Origin of the sequence: Glutamicibacter sp. AOP12-B1-11, assembly GCF_052379245.1 — a bacterium.
Taxonomy (GTDB): domain Bacteria; phylum Actinomycetota; class Actinomycetes; order Actinomycetales; family Micrococcaceae; genus Glutamicibacter.
Genome location: NZ_JBQSYL010000020.1, coordinates 1 through 17,588 on the forward strand (window position 1 = coordinate 1; position 17,588 = coordinate 17,588).

The 17,588-nt window shown below is 62.2% G+C and carries 18 protein-coding genes; 4 read left to right on the forward strand and 14 right to left on the reverse strand.

Annotated features, from left to right (window positions below):
• Together hutH and panD are read left to right on the forward strand one after the other, a co-directional pair.
• The coding region (gene hutH, locus ACT3UQ_RS12630; RefSeq protein ID WP_444637218.1) for a histidine ammonia-lyase at positions 1-1,530 on the forward strand (1,530 nt) is incomplete at its 5' end.
• Between the two features lie 72 nt (positions 1,531-1,602).
• The gene (gene panD / locus ACT3UQ_RS12635; protein WP_096283085.1) at positions 1,603-2,025 is read left to right on the forward strand and encodes an aspartate 1-decarboxylase; all 423 of its coding nucleotides are present in this window, start codon (positions 1,603-1,605) and stop codon (positions 2,023-2,025) included.
• Here the strand turns inward: panD and ACT3UQ_RS12640 are convergent, their stop codons facing one another.
• Both ACT3UQ_RS12640 and ACT3UQ_RS12645 read right to left on the reverse strand, forming a co-directional pair.
• Entirely contained in the window at positions 2,026-4,491 is a 2,466-nt protein-coding gene (locus tag ACT3UQ_RS12640; protein WP_105569640.1) for an excinuclease ABC subunit UvrA, read from the reverse strand.
• Positions 4,492-4,591: 100 nt separating this feature from the next.
• The gene (locus ACT3UQ_RS12645; RefSeq protein ID WP_105552931.1) at positions 4,592-4,960 is read right to left on the reverse strand and encodes a hypothetical protein; all 369 of its coding nucleotides are present in this window, start codon (positions 4,958-4,960) and stop codon (positions 4,592-4,594) included.
• Between the two features lie 165 nt (positions 4,961-5,125).
• On the opposite strand from ACT3UQ_RS12645, the gene ACT3UQ_RS12650 reads away from it, so the two are divergent.
• Positions 5,126-5,623 carry a DUF6328 family protein gene (locus ACT3UQ_RS12650; RefSeq protein WP_096283087.1) on the forward strand — a complete coding sequence of 166 codons (498 nt, stop codon included), beginning with the start codon at positions 5,126-5,128 and terminating at the stop codon, positions 5,621-5,623.
• Here ACT3UQ_RS12650 and ACT3UQ_RS12655 read toward each other — a convergent pair.
• The 8 genes from ACT3UQ_RS12655 to ACT3UQ_RS12690 form a co-directional block, all read right to left on the reverse strand.
• Positions 5,620-6,429, reverse strand: a complete 810-nt coding sequence (locus ACT3UQ_RS12655) for an oxygenase MpaB family protein (protein WP_105552930.1) — start codon at positions 6,427-6,429, stop codon at positions 5,620-5,622. The two genes, ACT3UQ_RS12650 and ACT3UQ_RS12655, sit on opposite strands and share 4 nt — an antisense overlap.
• Positions 6,430-6,530: 101 nt before the next feature.
• Positions 6,531-6,722, reverse strand: a complete 192-nt coding sequence (locus ACT3UQ_RS12660; protein WP_105552929.1) for a hypothetical protein — start codon at positions 6,720-6,722, stop codon at positions 6,531-6,533.
• 290 nt (positions 6,723-7,012) lie between these two features.
• A complete protein-coding gene (rbsD, locus tag ACT3UQ_RS12665) occupies positions 7,013-7,396 on the reverse strand; it encodes a D-ribose pyranase (protein ID WP_096283090.1) in 384 nt (127 codons plus the stop codon).
• Between the two features lie 32 nt (positions 7,397-7,428).
• Positions 7,429-8,352 (reverse strand): ribokinase, encoded by a 924-nt coding sequence (locus tag ACT3UQ_RS12670; RefSeq protein ID WP_444637220.1) that lies wholly within the window; start codon positions 8,350-8,352, stop codon positions 7,429-7,431.
• 64 nt (positions 8,353-8,416) lie between these two features.
• Positions 8,417-9,355: a substrate-binding domain-containing protein gene (locus tag ACT3UQ_RS12675; protein ID WP_105552927.1), complete on the reverse strand. Its 939-nt coding sequence runs from the start codon at positions 9,353-9,355 to the stop codon at positions 8,417-8,419.
• A gap of 47 nt (positions 9,356-9,402) precedes the next feature.
• Entirely contained in the window at positions 9,403-10,371 is a 969-nt protein-coding gene (locus ACT3UQ_RS12680) for an ABC transporter permease (protein ID WP_105552926.1), read from the reverse strand.
• Positions 10,371-11,885 (reverse strand): sugar ABC transporter ATP-binding protein, encoded by a 1,515-nt coding sequence (locus ACT3UQ_RS12685; protein WP_105552925.1) that lies wholly within the window; start codon positions 11,883-11,885, stop codon positions 10,371-10,373. The genes ACT3UQ_RS12680 and ACT3UQ_RS12685 overlap by 1 nt, the downstream gene beginning before the upstream one ends.
• Entirely contained in the window at positions 11,882-12,958 is a 1,077-nt protein-coding gene (locus ACT3UQ_RS12690) for a LacI family DNA-binding transcriptional regulator (RefSeq protein WP_105552924.1), read from the reverse strand. The genes ACT3UQ_RS12685 and ACT3UQ_RS12690 overlap by 4 nt, the downstream gene beginning before the upstream one ends.
• A gap of 225 nt (positions 12,959-13,183) precedes the next feature.
• On the opposite strand from ACT3UQ_RS12690, the gene ACT3UQ_RS12695 reads away from it, so the two are divergent.
• Complete coding sequence (locus tag ACT3UQ_RS12695) at positions 13,184-13,861, forward strand: metal-dependent transcriptional regulator (RefSeq protein WP_105552994.1); 678 nt, start codon at positions 13,184-13,186, stop codon at positions 13,859-13,861.
• Positions 13,862-13,880: 19 nt separating this feature from the next.
• Here the strand turns inward: ACT3UQ_RS12695 and ACT3UQ_RS12700 are convergent, their stop codons facing one another.
• The 4 genes from ACT3UQ_RS12700 to hutG all read right to left on the reverse strand — a co-directional run bounded on the left by ACT3UQ_RS12700 (position 13,881) and on the right by hutG (position 17,546).
• Complete coding sequence (locus ACT3UQ_RS12700) at positions 13,881-14,759, reverse strand: metal ABC transporter permease (protein ID WP_105552923.1); 879 nt, start codon at positions 14,757-14,759, stop codon at positions 13,881-13,883.
• Positions 14,756-15,496, reverse strand: coding sequence for a metal ABC transporter ATP-binding protein (locus ACT3UQ_RS12705; RefSeq protein WP_105552922.1), 741 nt, complete (start codon positions 15,494-15,496; stop codon positions 14,756-14,758). Before ACT3UQ_RS12705 ends, ACT3UQ_RS12700 begins: the two co-directional genes overlap by 4 nt.
• A complete protein-coding gene (locus ACT3UQ_RS12710) occupies positions 15,493-16,461 on the reverse strand; it encodes a metal ABC transporter substrate-binding protein (RefSeq protein WP_105552993.1) in 969 nt (322 codons plus the stop codon). Before ACT3UQ_RS12710 ends, ACT3UQ_RS12705 begins: the two co-directional genes overlap by 4 nt.
• Before the next feature lie 104 nt (positions 16,462-16,565).
• A complete protein-coding gene (hutG, locus tag ACT3UQ_RS12715; RefSeq protein ID WP_105569638.1) occupies positions 16,566-17,546 on the reverse strand; it encodes a formimidoylglutamase in 981 nt (326 codons plus the stop codon).
• Positions 17,547-17,588 lie beyond the last annotated feature (42 nt).

Below are 17,588 nucleotides of genomic sequence, written 5' to 3' on the forward strand. Positions count from 1 at the left end.
CCTTCGGTGACGCTTCGCCTATCGAACGCCACCGCACAGGATGTATTGCGCGTGGCTCGTCAGGATATCCACGTTGATATTTCAGCTGAAGTCAGCGAGAAATTGGCCGAGGTTCGCGCACATATCGATGCGTTGGCTGCATCCGAAACTCCGGTATACGGGATTTCCACGGGCTTTGGTGCATTGGCCACCCGGCACATCGCTCCGGAAGACCGCGCCAAGCTGCAGCGCTCGCTGATTCGCTCGCACGCTGCTGGCATGGGTGCACCGGTGGAACGTGAAGTGGTTCGTGCCTTGATGTTCTTACGCGCCAAAACCCTGGCGAGCGGCCACACCGGTGTGCGCCCGATAGTTCTAGAGACCATGGTGGCGCTGCTTAATGCCGGGATCACACCGCTGGTGCGCGAATACGGTTCGCTGGGTTGCTCCGGTGACCTCGCACCGCTGTCGCACTGTGCGCTGGTGTTGATGGGTGAAGGTGAGGCCACCGATAAGCATGGAGTGATCCGTCCGGTTCCCGAACTCCTTGCAGAAGCGGGCATTACGCCTTTGGAGCTTGCAGAAAAGGAAGGTCTTGCGCTGGTCAACGGCACCGACGGAATGTTGGGCATGTTGCTGATGGCATTGGCCGATCTGGAAGATTTGGCTGACATTGCCGATCTCAGCGCTGCGATGAGCGTCGAGGCCCAGTTCGGCACCGATCAGGTATACCGCCCCGAACTCCACGAACCATTGCGGCCGCACCCCGGCCAGGCAGTGAGCGCCGCCAACATGTTCGCCGCGCTGGACGGCTCCGAGCTGGTCGCCTCGCACCGCGAGGGCGATGGCCGGGTGCAGGACGCCTATTCGTTGCGCTGCTCTCCGCAAGTCACCGGGGCCGTTCGCGACACCATCACCCACGCCCGCATGGTCGCCACCCGCGAATTGGCCGCCGCCATCGACAATCCGGTGGTGCTGTCAACCGGTGAGGTTTCTTCCAACGGAAACTTCCACGGTGCCCCGGTTGCCTACGTATTGGATTTCCTGGCAATCGCCGTGGCCGATCTAGGGTCCATCGCCGAACGCCGCACCGACCGAATGCTTGATCCGGCACGTTCGCGGGACTTGCCAGCATTCCTCGCCGATGATCCCGGAGTTGATTCGGGCATGATGATCGCACAGTACACGCAGGCCGGACTGGTTGCGGAGAATAAGCGATTGGCTGTGCCAGCGAGCGTTGATTCGATTCCGTCTTCTGCCATGCAGGAAGACCACGTGTCTTTGGGTTGGCACGCGGCCCGCAAGCTGCGCACCGCGGTAGACAATCTGCGCCGAGTGCTGAGCATCGAATTAGTGGTTGCCGCGCGGGCCTTGGACCTGCGCCAGCCGCTGACCCCGGCACCGGTCACCGGAGCCGTGCACGACGTTTTGCGCACCAAAGTTGCCGGCCCCGGCGAGGATCGGTTCCTCTCCGCAGAGCTCGAAGCGGCCTACGGATTGGTAGCCGACGGAACGGTACTTGAGGCCTTGCATCGCGCACAGGGACGATAGCCCACAGGAAGTTTGCCGTGCCGGGTAGTAAACTGGCACGGCAAACCTTCTTTTAGATTGGGAACTCGTTCCATGCAACGCACCATGTTTAAGTCCAAAATCCATCGGGCGACCGTCACCCAGGCCGACCTGCACTACGTCGGCTCGATCACCATCGATTCCGAACTGCTTGCGGCCTCGGATATCCTGCCGGGCGAACTAGTCAGCATCGTGGATGTCACCAATGGGGCACGTCTGGAAACCTACACCATTGCCGGCGAGCCAGGCAGCGGCGTGATCGGCATCAACGGTGCCGCCGCCCACCTAGTTCATCCGGGAGACCTGGTGATCATCATCAGCTACGCGCAGATGCAGGACGCCGAGGCCCGCGCCTACGTGCCAAGCGTGGTCCACGTGGATGGTCAAAACAAGATGATTCATCTCGGTGATGACCCAGCCGAAGCAATTGCCGATGGCGTGCAGAGTCCGCCGTACGCGCAGCTTCGCGGCAACTAGTTAGCTGTCGTCTCCGGCCAGCCGAAGTGCGAGGAATTGCGCGGTCCGGCTGGCCTGGTTCTGCGCCACCTGGTGCGGTGTTCCCGCGGCGATAATTCGTCCGCCTCCGTCCCCTCCGGCTGGCCCCAAATCGATCACCCAATCGCTGGCTGCGACGACATCCATATGGTGTTCCACCACGATCACGGTATGTCCTTGGTCCACCAGCTGGTGCAGTTGCGCCACCAACAGCTGCACGTCGGCAGGGTGCAACCCGGTGGTCGGCTCGTCCAGCAGATACAGGGTATGACCACGGCGCTGGCGTTGCAGTTCGGTGGCCAGCTTGATCCGCTGGGCCTCACCACCAGACATTTCGGTGGCCGGCTGTCCCAATGACAGGTAGCCCAACCCGACCTCCCGCAAAGTCGCCAGCGCACGGGCCGCGGCCGGAATTCCGGCCAGGAATTCCTCTGCCTGAGCAACGCTCAGCTCCAACACCTGCGCAATGTTCTTCCCTTGGTATTCGACCTCCAAGGTCTGTTCGTTGTACCGGGTTCCCTGGCACTGCGGACATGGTCCATAGGTGCCGGGAAGGAAGAGCAACTCGATCTCCAAGAAGCCCTCGCCCAGACAGTTCTCGCAGCGGCCGCCGGCGACGTTGAAGGAAAACCGGCCTGCCCCGTAACTGCGTTCACGCGCCAGTGGCTGGTCGGCGAAGGTCTTGCGGACCGCGTCGAACAGGCCGGTATACGTGGCCACGTTGGAACGCGGGGTACGTCCGATGGGTTTCTGATCCATCAGCACCACCCGATTGATCTGACCCGCCCCGGTCACTTCCTTGATGACAGCCTGCACCGGTGCATCTTCGGGTTCATCTTGGGCTGGTACGGTCGAACCGCCCGCGCCTTGGGCCAGCGCCCCGGAGACCAGACTGGATTTTCCCGAACCTGATACACCGGTCACCGCGCAGAAAACACCCAAGGGGAATTTCGCGTCGACATCCACCAGGTTGTGCAGGTTCACCCCGCGCAGTTCCAGCCAGTCGGTGGCGTTGCGCAGGTTGCGCGCCGGTGCCGGAGAAGCGTCCAAGAACCGGCGAGTCACCGACTTTTCGACCTGAGCCAGACCGGCGACCTCCCCGCTATAAAGCACCTGGCCACCACCGCTGCCCGCCCCGGGTCCCACATCAACGATCCACTCGGCGCGGGTGACTACATCCATATTGTGTTCCACCACGAACACCGAATTACCCTCGTCCTTCAAGGCGGAAAGCACCTCGATCAGCGGTTGCACATCGGCCGGATGCAGCCCCGCCGAGGGTTCGTCCAGCACATAGATGACGCCAAATAATCCGGCACGCAGCTGCGTGGCAATGCGTAGCCGCTGCATCTCCCCCGGTGAAAGGGTTGGAGTACTGCGGTCTAGGCTCAGGTACCCCAGCCCGAGTTCTAGGAGCACTTCGATTCTGGCGAGCAGGTCGGTGCTGATCATGCTCACCACATCGGCTTGGGCCTCGCCACCGGTCACGGTCGCGAAGGGGCGCAAGAGCTCAGCCAAGGATTGCAACGAGCGCGCGTTGAATTCGGCAATGTCCAGCTCGGCGAACTTCACCCGAAGCGAGTCGCGGCGGAACCCCGTCCCGGAGCACTCGGCGCAGGGTTGCGAATGCATGAAGGCCAACGCCTTGGCGCGTAAATTCTCGCTCTTGGAGGTCGCCACGGTATGGCGCACATAGCGTTCGGCGCTCCAGAACCGTCCCTTATATGGTTTTGCTACACGATCTCTTTCGGGGGTCACCTCGACCACCGGTTGCTCCTCGGTGAAGAGCAGCCAGTCACGCGTTTCCTTCGGCAAGCTGCCGAAGGCAACGTCAATGTCGTGGCCGAGGTGGGTGGTGATATCGCGCAGGTTTTTACCCTGCCAGGCTCCCGGCCAGGCGGCAATCGCGCCGTCCCGGATGCTCAGCGATGGTTCGGGAACCAGCGACTGCTCGCTGACCGAGTGCACCGTGCCCACTCCATGGCATTGTTGGCATGCGCCGACAGCGGTATTCGTGGAGAAGGCATCCGAATCGAGCCGGGCCGCTCCTTGCGGGTAATCCCCGGCACGTGAGTAGAGCATCCGCACCGAGTTGGACAACGTGGTCAGCGTCCCGACGCTGGACCGGGAGCTGGCGGTCCCCCGACGCTGCTGCAAGGCGACCGCCGGCGGCAGACCAGAGATGAATTCAACCTTCGGGGCATGGCCTTGGGCGATCAATCGGCGCGCATAGGGCGCTACAGATTCGAGGAAGCGCCGCTGGGATTCGGCGAAAATTGTGCCAAAGGCCAAGGAAGACTTTCCTGAGCCGGAGACCCCGGTGAAAGCCACAATCGCGTCGCGCGGTATCCGCACTTCCACGTTATCCAAGTTATTCTCGTTTGCGCCGCGCACATGGATGTATCCGTCATGGTTTGCCGCCGCCTGGCTCGGTGCAATACTCTTCATCTTCCCCACAGTATGCGCCGCGAGCCTCACCGCCCAATTTCCACGCCGTGCGATTGGCTCTTGTGAACGCTAGTTACCCGAACCTGTCCGGTCGCTCTGGCTAGTCATCGCCACGGCACTCTGCCGCCGGGCAGCCTTGCCAGGTTTTCGAGAAGTATCCGACGATATCGATCCCTTCGGCGAACGGATATTCCTCAGCTACGGTGCCGTGGATAAATTGTGTCGCTTCGTTCAAGGCGAGGTGGAAGAAACGACAAACCGCTTCAAAGTTCCATACCTCCATGGTGAGTTCAACCAGCTGGGGGTGCGTCATCGCCCCACGTGTATCCAGCCTGAGCACTTCGGCGAATCCGTACACAATGTCGGCGCTGAGTTCATGCGCCGCGCCGCAGTCGCACCACGAGAGTCCTTTGTCAGGCATGGTCCAGATATCTGGCTGAATGCGTGCTTCGTTCTCGAGTTTCATCATGACCTCCCTTATAGTTTTCCTACTGGGATACTCAAATTACCCATGAAGGCCGACAGTTTGGAAAGTCTGCAACCCGACGTCTTGTCTAGTTTCAAGAAAATTGGCGTAGCCTCAGCTGGCGAACCTGTTCCGCTGGCGGTCGCCTTCTGATCGAGGAGAGCTGTGATGAATAAGCGTTCCCATCCAGATACCAGCGATGGTGCCCCGCATCGCCAATGGAACGAATTGCTCCAGGAAATGCGCGTGATGCAGACAGGTCTGCAGATTCTGGCAGCTTTTTTGGTGGTCCTGCCTTTCCAGGCGAGATTTGAAGTGCTCACCCACAAGGATGAAATTGTTTACGTCGTCTTGCTGGTCGCTGCGACCCTGCTGATCCTGCTACTGATTACCCCCGTGGCCGTTCACCGCTTTTTCTTTGGCCAGCGGCTGAAGGAAAAAACGGTAAACCTTGGCCATATCGTGCTAAAAATCGTGGGTATCGGGGTGGGATTGCTTGTCTCTGGCTGCGTCTGGTTCGTGTTGCAGGTATTCTTCGGCTGGGAAACCGGTGCTTGGATCGGTGGCTCGTTGATCCTGGTGACGTTGTTCTTGCTGCTTGCCTTGCCACGCATCCTGTTTCCAGGCAGACTCCAAGATGTTGGCCAAGCAAAGACCGGCGGCTAGCCCATCCGGTCCACATGACGTAGCATCCATCGCATTGGCGCGTGCCTGATAAATTTGGGCAATATCCGCGTGGCCAACCGCACGAAGGAGATGGCTCGCGCGTTGCGTTTGGCGGCCTTCGCGGAAAGCTCGTAGCCGAATTGTTCGCGCACCGTGGGTGGAAGCTGGGCGATGGTCACATCGCGCATCAAGGGCAGTCCAATGCGGATCCACCACGGGGCGTTGCTACCCAAAAAGAGTTCATCGGCCAGGCGACGAGTCTGTGGAGTGACGCTCAGCGTGTTGAGGGTTCGGTCGAAATACTCATCAAATTCGCCAAGGCTGTCCGGCCAGAAGTGAGCCGGCATTTGCAGAGCATCACCCAGAGCGGCGTACTGCCGGTACAGGTTCTCGTTGTCGCTGGATTCAGCCATGGGGAGGATTTCGGCGGCGATAACCCGTGCCGAGTCATAGAGGGTTGCGGCAACCCACATCTGCAATTTTGGGTCCATCGCCGAGTAGGCCGGAGTTTCCCGATCGGGGTTTCGCGTACCGTGTACCGGTTGATGCGCGGTGTTCACGTAGTCGATGATGGTTCTTTGCTGTTCTGGGGTCCCGTTGCTCAGCGCGTAAATATAGCCAAGGGTATGGATCAACCGGCCGAGCGGATTCGAAGCAAAATCAGAATGCTTGGCGATGGCCAAGCCAATCTGCGGGTGGGCGAGTTGCAGCAGGATCGCCCGTCCGGCGCCGAGCAAGAGCCCGGCTTCGGGCGCAATAAGGGAAAAAACCTCACCGTGTCGTCCTGCCATCTTGCGTTGCCTCATGAGGCCAATTCTAGGGACCAGCTTGTGAAACAACTATCTGGGCTTCCCCCGCGTAGCCGGCAAACATGAGGAAGCCCTGTCAGAATCTGGGAACAGAAGCATCAAGCTTCGTTCGTGGCCACGTACTTCAGCAGCTTCACGATGGTAAGCCCAGCCAAGAATATTATTCCCGCCCAAATTACCAAGCCTGCTTGCAACTGGCTAGGTTCATGGAATAGTGCTGGCACGGTCAGGATCACAGTTGCCGCGCCGATCGCCATAGCAGCAAATGCTGCATAAAAAGCTATCTTCATTGGCTATCCTCCATAAAAGATCGGCATGACGCTAACACCATGCTCATTCCGGTGCGCTTGCGAGTGAAGCGCTGTGCGCGATGCTAATCCAAGCTCCCGTCAACAGCAGCTCGTCTCGACTAACCCACCAGAAGAGAACCAAGCACATATCCCCTTACTGAGCTACCGGGTGCACGCGAATTAGGTTTGCAGTGGACTGCCGATCAGTTGATGTTCCAATGCATTTCTCTGTCTGGCAGACAGCAAAGCCGGTGCCGGCAGGCTGTTGGCACCGACTGGAAGCTGGTCGATCAGAAAGCCACGCCGCAGTGCAGAATCACGTTTGCGTAGGGGGTCGCTTCCCCGGTGCGCACAACGATCTTGGCCTGGGGCAATGCGGCTTTCAGCTCCTCATGGGAGATGAACCCCGGCTCGAGCCCCCGCGACACGCACAGTTCCTGGACCACCCCGCCCTCGGCCTCTGCAGCCAGGGTGCTTTGCTCAATCACCATGTTGCGGCTCAGCACCTGAAGCACCTGCTCGAAGCTGAGCAGACCCGGAGTCAGCGCCAGATCGATGACCACCGGACCTTCCGGAATCGGCAGGCCGCAATCGGCGATCACCACGGTGTCGGTGTGCCCGCACTTGGCCAGTGCGCCAAGCAGCGGGGCGTTGAGGATTTCGGATTTCAGCACGAAGGCTTCCTTAGGTCTTGCTCGAAATGGTCTTAGAGGTTCTCTAGCGAACGCGGGTAGGAGGCCTGGGCACCGTGCGCCTGCACGGTCAGGGCTGCGAACTTGCCCGCAAATTCTGCGGCTTGAGCCAAGCTATCGCCGTTGGCCAAGCGGGCGGCCAGCGCACCGGTAAAGGCGTCGCCGGCACCGGTTGTGTCCACGGCCTTGACCTTGACCGCTGGCAGCACGCGAACTTGGACTCCGCCGTTTTCTATTGGGACCCGGTCGGCGACCAGGCAACCGTTGGCACCGAGCGTGATGACCACGCTGGCGATGCCCTCATCAACCAGCATTCCGGCGAGGCGCTCATATTTGCTGTCGAAGCGGCGGGCAGGGTGCGGGTTCAGCTGCTGCAGCACGGCTTCGGCCTCATGCTCGTTGACCACCAGCGGGTTGGCCTTCAGCAGGTACTCGCGGTCCAGTTCGATCACCGGCGCCAGGTTGAGCACAACCCGGTCGGTGGCCGAATCCATGGCTGCCTTGATGCCGGAGGCAGGGATCTCGCCCTGCAGCACCAGGATCCCGTGCAACTCGCCGGCCGCGCTGACCGTGTCCGCGGTCACCGTCGAGTTGGCTCCGGAAACCACCGCGATGGAATTCTCCGCGGCCGCATCCACCTGGATGATCGCCACACCGGTGGGCTCGCTGGCGCGGGCCACGCGATCCAGCTTCACCCCGGCCTCTTCGAGCTGCCCCAGAGCGATTTCGGCGTGGGAGTCGTTGCCAACGGCGCCGATGAATTCGGTGGCGGCGCCGGCCAGCGCAGCGGCCAGCGCCTGGTTGGCCCCTTTGCCGCCGGGCGAGAGCTGGTAGGAATCGGCCAACACGGTCTCACCGCGGCCGGGCAGGCGGTTCATCAGTGCGGTGATGTCCACATTGCTCGATCCAACGATGGTGACTTGTACGTTGTCCTTCATGATTTTTCCTTAGCTTGTTGTAGCCGCATTGGCTCTCGACCGACGAAAGGGGTGCTGCCTGGAATTACTTGGTGGCGTACTCGGCGACGTTTTCGGTGTCAACGGTGTCTACCGCGACCTGAACGGTCTCTTCGACGGCTTCGTCCTTCATGGCCTTGGCCAGGATCTGCACCGACTGCTTGCCCAGCTCGGCTGGGTTCTGCGCGATGGTGGCAACGAGGGTTCCTGCCTCGACTGCCTTGAAGCCGTCCTCGGTGCCATCGAAGCCGACAACCTTGACGTCCTCGCCGGCCTTGTCGCCCAGCGCCTGGATGGCTCCGAGGGCCATTTCGTCGTTCATGGCCAGCACGCCGGCGGCGTCCGGGTTGGACTGCATCAGGTTGGTGACCACGTCCAGTGCCTCGGCACGGTCGAAGTTGGCGGTCTGGCTGGAAACGACCTCGATATCTGCGAATTCCTTCAGGCCCTTGGTGAAGCCTTCGCCGCGCTCGTTGGTTGCCGAAGCCCCTGGCACACCCTCAAGGATGATGATTTTGCCCTTGCCGTCGAGGGCTTCCGCCAGTGCCTTGGCCGCCTGCTCGCCGCCGGCGACATTGTCCGAGGCGACGAAGGAAGCGACCTTGGTCTCTCCCACCGAGCGGTCAACGGCGACGATCGGAAGCTCGGCCGCGACTACCGGAGCCAGACCGGCTTCCGCGGTTTCGGTGTCCACTGCGTTGATGATGACCCCGGCGCTGCCGTCGGTGGCGGCGGTGGCCAGCTGGTTCGCCTGGCTGGCCGAGTCGTTCTGCGCGTCGACCACCGACAGCTCGATGCCCTGCGCCTGGGCCTCGGCTTCTGCGCCGTCACGCAGGTCTACGAAGAATGGGTTGTTCAGGGTCGATACGGCCAGGGTCGCCTTGCCGCCCTCGGCGGCCGCTTCGCCGCGGCCACAGGCGCTGGCGCCGAGTACGAGGGCTAGTCCCAGGGTCAGGACGGTGGTCTTGCGTACGATGTGCTTCATCGGGTTCTCCTTTGAACTAAATGTTGGGTGGTTGATCAATAAAAGTCTTAGTGGCGCACGTTCTTGCGGCGCAGCACGTCGAAGCCCACGGCGATCGCGATGACCAGGCCGATGACGACCTGCTGCCAGAAAGCGGAGACCGAGAGCAGGTTCAGGCCGTTGCGGATGACCGCCAGGACCAGCGCGCCGATCAGCGTGCCGGAGATGCGTCCGACGCCGCCGGACAGCGAGGCGCCGCCGATGACTACCGCGGCGATCGCATCCAGCTCGTAGCCGCTGGCGAGGGTCGGCTGCGCCGAATCCAGGCGTCCGGCCAGGATCATGCCCGAGAGCGCGGCGAAGATGCCGGAGATGACGAAGACGGTGACCAGCACGCGCTTGACCGGGATTCCGGAGAGCCGGGCGGCTTCGGTGTTGCCGCCCACGGCGAAGGCGTTTTTGCCGATGATGGTGCGGTTCAGCACGAACGCCGCGACCAGGCCCGAGACGATCAGGATCAGGATCGGCACCGGCATGAAGCCCAGGTCCCCGCCCAGCCAGGACACCGCGTCGCCGGTGGCGATCGGCCGTCCGTCGGAGATGACCAAGGTCAACCCGCGCACGATGGTGAGCATCGCCAGCGAAGCGATGAAGGTGGGCAGCTTGCCGAAGGCGCTCATCGCCCCGGTGACCCACCCGCACAGTCCGCCGATGGCCAGGCCGACGATAATCGACAGCCCGTCGGGCAGTCCGGCGGTGGTCACCCAGTAGGAGGAGGTCATCGCCGAGATCGCGGCGATGGAGCCGACGGACAGGTCGATGCCGGCCGCGACGATCACGAAGGTCATGCCGAAGGCCATCACCGCGATGGTGGAGACCTGGATGCCGATGTTCATCAAGTTCGGCCCGGTCAAGAAGCGCGGGGTCGCGATGAACATGGCAAGGCAAAGAACAACCAGGCCGACTAGGGCACCGTTGTTGGCAAGGAATGCCTTGAAGTCAAAGCCCTTCTTGGGGGTGGTGGCTACGCTGCTCATTACTTCTTTCCCATTTCATCTTCGCGGTGCACATTGCTCACGGCCAAGGCCATGATGCTGTCTTGAGTGGCTTGTTCGGTGGCTAGTTCCCCGGCGATGCGCCCCTGGCTCATCACCAGGACGCGGTCGGACATGCCCAGCACTTCGGGCAGTTCGCTGGAGGCCATCAGCACGCAGCCCCCGGAGGCGGTGATCTCATTGATCAGTTCGTAGATCTCCACCTTTGCCCCGACGTCCACGCCGCGGGTTGGCTCATCGAGCAGCAGCACCTTCGCGCCGGCGGAGAACCAGCGTCCGAACACCGCCTTCTGCTGGTTGCCACCGGAGAGCGAGCGGATCGGCTGGTCGATATTTCCCATGCGGATGCGCAGCCGGACGGCGACGGACTCGGCGCGCGCCCGCTGGCCCTTGCGGTCCACCAGCCCGCCCTTGGCGGTGGCCGCCATCGTGGCGTAGCCGATGTTCTCGGCTACCGAGGCGTCCAGCACCAGCCCCTGGGTTTTGCGGTCCTCGGGCACATGGCCCAGGCCCGCGCGGGTGGCTGCCGCGACGTCGTTGCTCGGCAGTTTTTTGCCGGCGATCTTCACGGTTCCCGAAGAGTACTTGTCCGCGCCGGCGATCGCGCGGATCAGTTCGGTGCGCCCGGCTCCCATCAACCCGGCCAGGGCGACGACCTCGCCGGGGCGGACCGACAGCGAGATGTTCTCCAGCGCGCCGAGGGACAGATTTTCCACGCTCAGCAGCGCGGTGTCCCCGGGAACGGTTGCCTGGCGCGGGAACTGGGCGTCGATATCGCGGCCGACCATCAGGCGCACCAGTTCGCTCTCGTCGGTGTCCGCGGGCACGGTGGCAATGAATTTGCCGTCGCGCAGCACGTTGACGAAGTCGCCGATCTCGGCGATCTCATCCAGGTGGTGGCTGATGAACACCATGCCCACGCCCTTGGCCTTGAGCTGGTTCACTACCTCGAAGAGGCCTGCGATTTCCGCGTTGGTCAGCGCCGCGGTCGGCTCGTCGAGAATCAGCACGCGGGCGTCCAGGGACAGTGCCTTGGCGATCTCCACCAGCTGCTGCTCGGCCAGGCCGAGGTCCCCCACCGGGGTGTTCACATCGAGGTTCAACCCCAGCTGGTCCAGAGCCTCGCGGGCGATGCGGCGCATCTCGCGGCGGTTGATGATGCCAAAGCGGCGCGGCACTCGGCCCAGGGTGATGTTCTCGGCGATGCTCATCGAAGGCACCAGGTTCAGTTCCTGGTGGATGGTGGCGATGCCCAGGGCCTCGGAGGCCTTGGTATCCGGGATCTTCACTTCCTTGCCGTCCATCAGGATGCGCCCGGAGTCCGCGGTGTGCACTCCGGCGATCATCTTGATCAGGGTGGACTTGCCCGCGCCGTTTTCGCCGAGCAGGACCGAGACCTTGCCGGCGTGGACCTCCACTGTGACTTCGTCGATCACTTGGACGGGGCCGAACGATTTGCAGACCCGGTCCAGGACCAGTAGAGCGTCATTACTCATGGGCGTGGCTTTCCTTCCATCACTGGTGTTGCTTGAGCGGCCACCGAGGCGCGCGCGGTAAATTTGCTTTGCAGCTCGTGGGGTGCCGGGTTCTCGCCCTGCATGACCGCGGTCAGGGAGGCGACCGCGAGCTTTCCCATAAGCCCCAGATCGTGGCTGATCGTGGCGATCGGCGGGTCATGCAGCAGCATCGCGTCGACCTCATCGAAGGTGATCACCGACAGCTCGGCGCCCACGCGGAGGCCCGCTTCGCGCCAGACGGTGAGCGCGCCGATGGCCATCGGCGCGTCGGCGATGATCACGGCGCTTGGCTTGGCGCCGTGGTTCAGCAGCCAGCGCGCCGCCTCGGCACCGGAGGCGGGCTTGAAGTCGCCGACGAAGTGCAGCGCTTCGTCGTGCTGCAGGCCGTTCGCGGCAAGCGCCGACTTGAAGGAGCTGTAGCGTTCCAGCGCGGTGGAAGCGTGCTTCGGCCCGCCGATGAACGCGATCTTGGTGTGGCCCAGATCCTTGAGCGTGGCTACCGCTTGGTGGACCGCCTCGGTGCTGTCCGTGGTGATTGCCGGGACGCTGCTTCCGCGCAGCGCGCGGTCCACGAAGACCGTGGGGATGCCGCTGGAAAGGACACGGTGCATCATCAAGCTGGGCGCATCGGCTTCTTCGTCCAGGCCTTGCGGGACGATGATCAGCCCGTCCACGCGGCGCGAAAGCATGGTTGCCAGGAAGTCGTCTTGCTGGGTGGAGTCTTCGTTGGCGTTGCCCATGAAGGTCATCAGGCCCGCGGCCCGCGCATGCTGTTCCACAGAGTGCGCCAAGTCGGAGAAGTAGGGGTTGCGCACATCGGAGATGAGCAAGGCGATGGAGTCCGTTTTAGTGGAGCGCAGGGAGCGGGCTTGCGCGTTGGGCATGAAGCCCAGCTCGCTGGCTGCTGCCTCGACCTTGGAGCGGGAGGCCGGAGAGGTGGCCGGGTGACCGGAGAGGACGCGCGAGGCGGTGGCAACAGATACACCTGCTGCGCTGGCGACGTCCTTGATGGTGACCGCATTCATGGCCGATAAGCTCCCTTGCTTACTCATGTAATCGATTCCATGGAATCGATTACACAGTCTTCCCTACGAAAGATTTCTAGTCAAGGCCGGCCCTGCGTCATCCACATGAGCAAACCCGGCGCACGCCGGGGACCCGCCCGCGACCAGCAAGTTTCGAAGGAAGCACGAACTGGTCACCGAAAAACTCAGATTTATTCCGCCGGATCGGCGGCTCCCCTGCGCCCGGTGCGCGCAGTTGACTATGATGAAAGCGTGTCGGTAACTCAGCTTTCGGATAGTGCGCAGAATTATCTCAAGATCATTTTCAGTCTGAATGAATGGTCTGATGAGCCGGTGACCCCAACCGTCATCGCCGAGAAGGCCGGGGTGAAGCTGTCCACGGTATCCGGTGCCATGGCCAAGCTGCGTCAGCAAGGCTTATTGGACCACGCGCCCTATGGCGCGGTCTCGCTGACCGCGCGCGGCCGTGAATACGCCGTCACCATGGTGCGCCGGCACCGGTTGATCGAGACTTTCCTGGTGCAGATGCTCGGCTACCGCTGGGACCAGGTCCACGATGAGGCCGAGCAACTTGAACATGCGGTTTCGGAATTCATGATTCAGCGCATCGACGAGCTGCTCGGGCACCCGACCCGTGATCCGCATGGGGATCCGATTCCCACCGCGGAGGGCGCGGTCTCCACTCCGGTCGCAATCCTGCTCGCCGAAGCGCAGCCGGGGCAAAAGGTGACGGTGGAGCGGATCTCCGACTCGGATTCCGAACTTTTGCAGTATTTCTCCGAGAACGGCATCACGGTCGGCGCGCGGCTAACCATCGCCACCGGCGCCCCGTTTTCCGATACCTTGGAGGTCTCGGCGAACGGCAGCGACTCGGTGATCCGGCTCGGCACCCGGGCCACCGAATCGGTCTGGGTTTCTTCCCTGCCCTGATCCGTCGCCGAATGCGCCGCTATTTGGCGGCGGCTTCCAAGGTTTTGCGGCGGCGCAGCAACATGAGCCGGTGCGCCACCAGTCCCTGCCGCGGGCTGAACAGGTAGACCAAGACGAAGATCGCGCCCTGCGAGAGCACCACCATGCCACCGGTTGAAGCATCCACGTAGTAGCTGACGTACACTCCGATGATCCCAGCCAACGCGGCAAGGCCCGGAGCGATGATCAGCATCTTGCCGAAGCTGTTGGTCAGCAGATAGGCGCTGGCCCCGGGGATGATCAGCATCGCCACCACCAGGATGACCCCCACTGCCTGCAGGGCCACCACCGAGGTCATGGCGAGCAGGCCCAGGAGCACCGCCCCGATCAACCGCGGATTCATCCCCAGCGCGTGCGCGTGGGTCGAGTCGAAGGCGTACAAGGTGAAGTCCTTGCGCTTCAAGACCAGAATCAGGAAGGTCACGGCCCCAAGGATGATGACCTGCCAGAGATCTGCGGCCGAGACTCCCAGCAGATTCCCGAAGATGATGTGGTTCAAATCCAGATGGCTCGGGGTGACCGAGATCAGCACCAGGCCGAAGGAAAAGAGCGTGGTGAAGACGATGCCGATGGCCGCGTCTTCCTTCAGCCGGGAGGTGTCCCGGACTCCCCCGATCAGCGCCACGGCTAGGAAGCCGAAGACCAGGGCCCCCAAAGCGAAGGGCGCGCCGACAATGTAAGCGAGCACAACCCCGGGCAACACCGCATGGGAGACCGCATCTCCCATCAGCGACCAGCCGATCAGCACCAGCCAGCAGGAGAGCACCGCGCACAGGATCGCCGCGATGACCGTGACGGCGAGCGCTCGCACCATGAAGGTGTAGCTCAGCGGTTCGGCTAATAACTCGATCAGATTCATGCTGCGCCGCCTCGGTTCATCGGATCCAGGCCAAAGGCCATGGCAAGATTTTCAGGTTGCAAGACCAATTGCGGGTCTCCTTGCATCAAGACCTTGCGCATCAAGAGGATCGCTTGGTCCGCCAAGGTCGGCAAGGCGTGCAGGTCATGGGTTGAGATCAGCACGCTTCCGCCCTGGTCCGCCACCTCGCGCAAGAGCTTGGTGATTGTCGCTTCGCTGCGCTTATCCACTCCGGCGAATGGTTCATCCAGGAGCATGATGTTTGATTCCTGGGCAATGCAGCGGGCCACGAAGGCGCGCTTCTTTTGCCCGCCGGACAATTGCCCGATTTGCCGTCCCGCATGCTCGGCCAGGTCCACGCGTTCGAGCGCGGCGTCCACCGCGATCTGGTCCGCCTTTTTCGGACGCCTGGTGAAGCCCATATGCCCGTAGCGTCCGGTCATCACGACCTCGCGCACCGAGATCGGGAAGTCCCAGTCGACCGCCTCATTCTGCGGGACGTAGCCGATAGCCCCGGATTTCCGCGCCTGCAGCGGGCTGGACCCGTTGACCAGCACCTTGCCGGTATCGGGCTTGAGCAACCCCATAATGGTTTTGAATAGCGTAGATTTTCCGGAACCGTTCATGCCGACCAATCCGCAGACGGATCCGCGCTCCAATTGCACCGAGGCCTTATCGAGGGCGAGGACCGTTCCATAGTGAACCGTCGCTGCGTCAACGTCGATTGCAAGTGTCATTTGAGTTCTCCTCGGAGGGCACGGGCGATGGTTTGCGCGTCATGGGTGATGAGGTCCAGATAGCTGGGCACCGGACCGTTGGGCTCGGAGAGGGAATCCACGAAGAGCGTTCCGCCATACGCGGCGTCGGTGGATTCGACCACGCGCTGCATGGCGGAGTCGGAGACCGTCGATTCGCAGAAGACCGCGGGAACCTCGTGCTCGCGAATGTAGTCGATGGCTGCCGCGACCTTGCGCGGGGTGGCCATGGATTCGGCGTTGACCGCCCAGAGATATTTTTCGCGCAGTCCGGCATCGCGGGCCAAATAGCTGAAGGCCCCTTCACAGGAGACGAGCACGCGTTGCCGCTCCGGCACTTGGGCGAGGTCTGCCGCTAGCTGGTCCTGGACCGCTTGCAGCTTGTTCTTATAGATTTCGCCATTTGCGGCAAAGTCCGCCGCGTGCTCGGGATCGAGTTCGCTGAAGCCTTGGACCATATGGTCCACATAGATCTTGACATTCAGCGGACTCATCCAGGCATGCGGGTTGGGTTTGCCGATACCGGCATCTTCGGCGATGGAGATGACCTCCACCCCGTCGCTGACCGTCAGGTGCGGTGCCGGATTGTCGTGGACAAATTGCTCGAACCAGGCTTCCAGATTCAGCCCGTTGTCGAGGATCAGATCCGCGTGGGAGGCACGTCGCAGGTCGTCCGGGGTTGGTTCGTAGCCATGGATTTCGGCCCCCAGCTTTGTCACCGATTCCACGCGCAGATGTTCGCCGGCAACATTTTCTGCGATGTCCGCAAGGACCGTGAAAGTCGTCAGCACCACCGGACGGCCGTCCTGCGCGGGCTTCACTTCCGGCTCCTTGGACGCACCGCATCCGCCGAGCACCAGCGCTAAAGCGCAGGTCAGGGTCAGGGCGCGCAGAAGCCGCGACCCATGTCGTCTACTTTGCGCTGTTTGCACCGTTGCCCACACCATTTCACATTTGATCGCCACGAAAAATCCGCTTGCACACAGCATAATGTTTGAGGGGTCAAACATTCAAATTTGGTGACGCAATTATTGTGAAATATATGTGGTTGCTAGACCCCTGCCAGCGTGTTGATCAGCCGCGCTGCGGTGCGCGCGGTACGTCCGTCCAGATCAAAGCGCGGGTTAAGTTCGACCACATCGACCAGGGCAAGCTTTCCGCTTTGTGCAACTTGCCGGCAGACCGCATGGATTACCTCTAGCGGAACCCCATAGGCTGCTGGCGCGCTCACCCCGGGCGCAACCGCGGCGGGCAAGACGTCGAGATCGATCGTCAGATACAGCTGATCGATGCCCTGCAGGAAAAGATCTACGAACTCGGCGACCTGCCCCAAAGATCCTGCCCCGCATTGCTCGTCGAGCAGATACGTGACGCCGAGGGCCTTTGCCTCTTCGAATAGCAGCCGCGTGTTATTCGGCTGGCTGATGCCAAGAACCGCATAGTTGAATTCTCGTCCGGCGGCGTGCATATCGTTGGCTATGTCCTTGAACGGTGTCCCGCTGCTTCGCCGTGGTGCGCTGCGCAGGTCGAAGTGCGCATCAAGATTGAGAATTCCGATGCGGGCATCCGGCTGGTGCTGAAGCCGATCAAAAAGGCCGCCGAAGGATCCGTAGGCCGTCTCATGCCCGCCCCCGAGGACTACGGGAAGCATCCCGGACTTGAGCAGCTGGCTCACGCTCTGGGCTAGTCGCCGCTGGCCTGCCTCAAGCTCGTCGCCGACCACCACGATGTCACCGGCGTCGCACACCATGCGCGATTCATGGATGGCAAGCGAGCTGAGCGCGGCACGCAGGGCGGCTGGCCCTTTGGCTGCGCCGATTCTTCCCTGGTTTCGCAGCACTCCTGCATCCGAGGCGAAGCCGAGGAGGGCCACCGGTCGGCCACCTGCCTGCGGTGCGGGCATCCCGGAGGGCCCGGTGGCGACGTGCTGATGCCAGCGCAGGTGCTGCTTGCCGGTCCCATCGATGCGACCGCTCCAGCCTGCGGCTGGTCGGTCTACCTGAATTTCCGGATTGTGCACATATTTGTCCATCTCACCAGCAGACCAGATGCATGCCGGCGCGCACTAGGCCTG

Bases quoted from the DNA above. Each gene is read 5' to 3' on its own strand.
- panD (WP_096283085.1), top strand. From the start codon at position 1,603: ATGCAACGCACCATGTTTAAGTCCAAAATCCATCGGGCGACCGTCACC.
- ACT3UQ_RS12640 (WP_105569640.1), bottom strand. From the start codon at position 4,491: ATGAAGAGTATTGCACCGAGCCAGGCGGCGGCAAACCATGACGGATAC.
- ACT3UQ_RS12645 (WP_105552931.1), bottom strand. From the start codon at position 4,960: ATGATGAAACTCGAGAACGAAGCACGCATTCAGCCAGATATCTGGACC.
- ACT3UQ_RS12650 (WP_096283087.1), top strand. From the start codon at position 5,126: ATGAATAAGCGTTCCCATCCAGATACCAGCGATGGTGCCCCGCATCGC.
- ACT3UQ_RS12655 (WP_105552930.1), bottom strand. From the start codon at position 6,429: ATGAGGCAACGCAAGATGGCAGGACGACACGGTGAGGTTTTTTCCCTT.
- ACT3UQ_RS12660 (WP_105552929.1), bottom strand. From the start codon at position 6,722: ATGAAGATAGCTTTTTATGCAGCATTTGCTGCTATGGCGATCGGCGCG.
- ACT3UQ_RS12670 (WP_444637220.1), bottom strand. From the start codon at position 8,352: ATGAAGGACAACGTACAAGTCACCATCGTTGGATCGAGCAATGTGGAC.
- ACT3UQ_RS12675 (WP_105552927.1), bottom strand. From the start codon at position 9,355: ATGAAGCACATCGTACGCAAGACCACCGTCCTGACCCTGGGACTAGCC.
- ACT3UQ_RS12680 (WP_105552926.1), bottom strand. From the start codon at position 10,371: ATGAGCAGCGTAGCCACCACCCCCAAGAAGGGCTTTGACTTCAAGGCA.
- ACT3UQ_RS12685 (WP_105552925.1), bottom strand. From the start codon at position 11,885: ATGAGTAATGACGCTCTACTGGTCCTGGACCGGGTCTGCAAATCGTTC.
- ACT3UQ_RS12690 (WP_105552924.1), bottom strand. From the start codon at position 12,958: ATGAGTAAGCAAGGGAGCTTATCGGCCATGAATGCGGTCACCATCAAG.
- ACT3UQ_RS12700 (WP_105552923.1), bottom strand. From the start codon at position 14,759: ATGAATCTGATCGAGTTATTAGCCGAACCGCTGAGCTACACCTTCATG.
- ACT3UQ_RS12705 (WP_105552922.1), bottom strand. From the start codon at position 15,496: ATGACACTTGCAATCGACGTTGACGCAGCGACGGTTCACTATGGAACG.
- ACT3UQ_RS12710 (WP_105552993.1), bottom strand. From the start codon at position 16,461: ATGGTGTGGGCAACGGTGCAAACAGCGCAAAGTAGACGACATGGGTCG.
- hutG (WP_105569638.1), bottom strand. From the start codon at position 17,546: ATGGACAAATATGTGCACAATCCGGAAATTCAGGTAGACCGACCAGCC.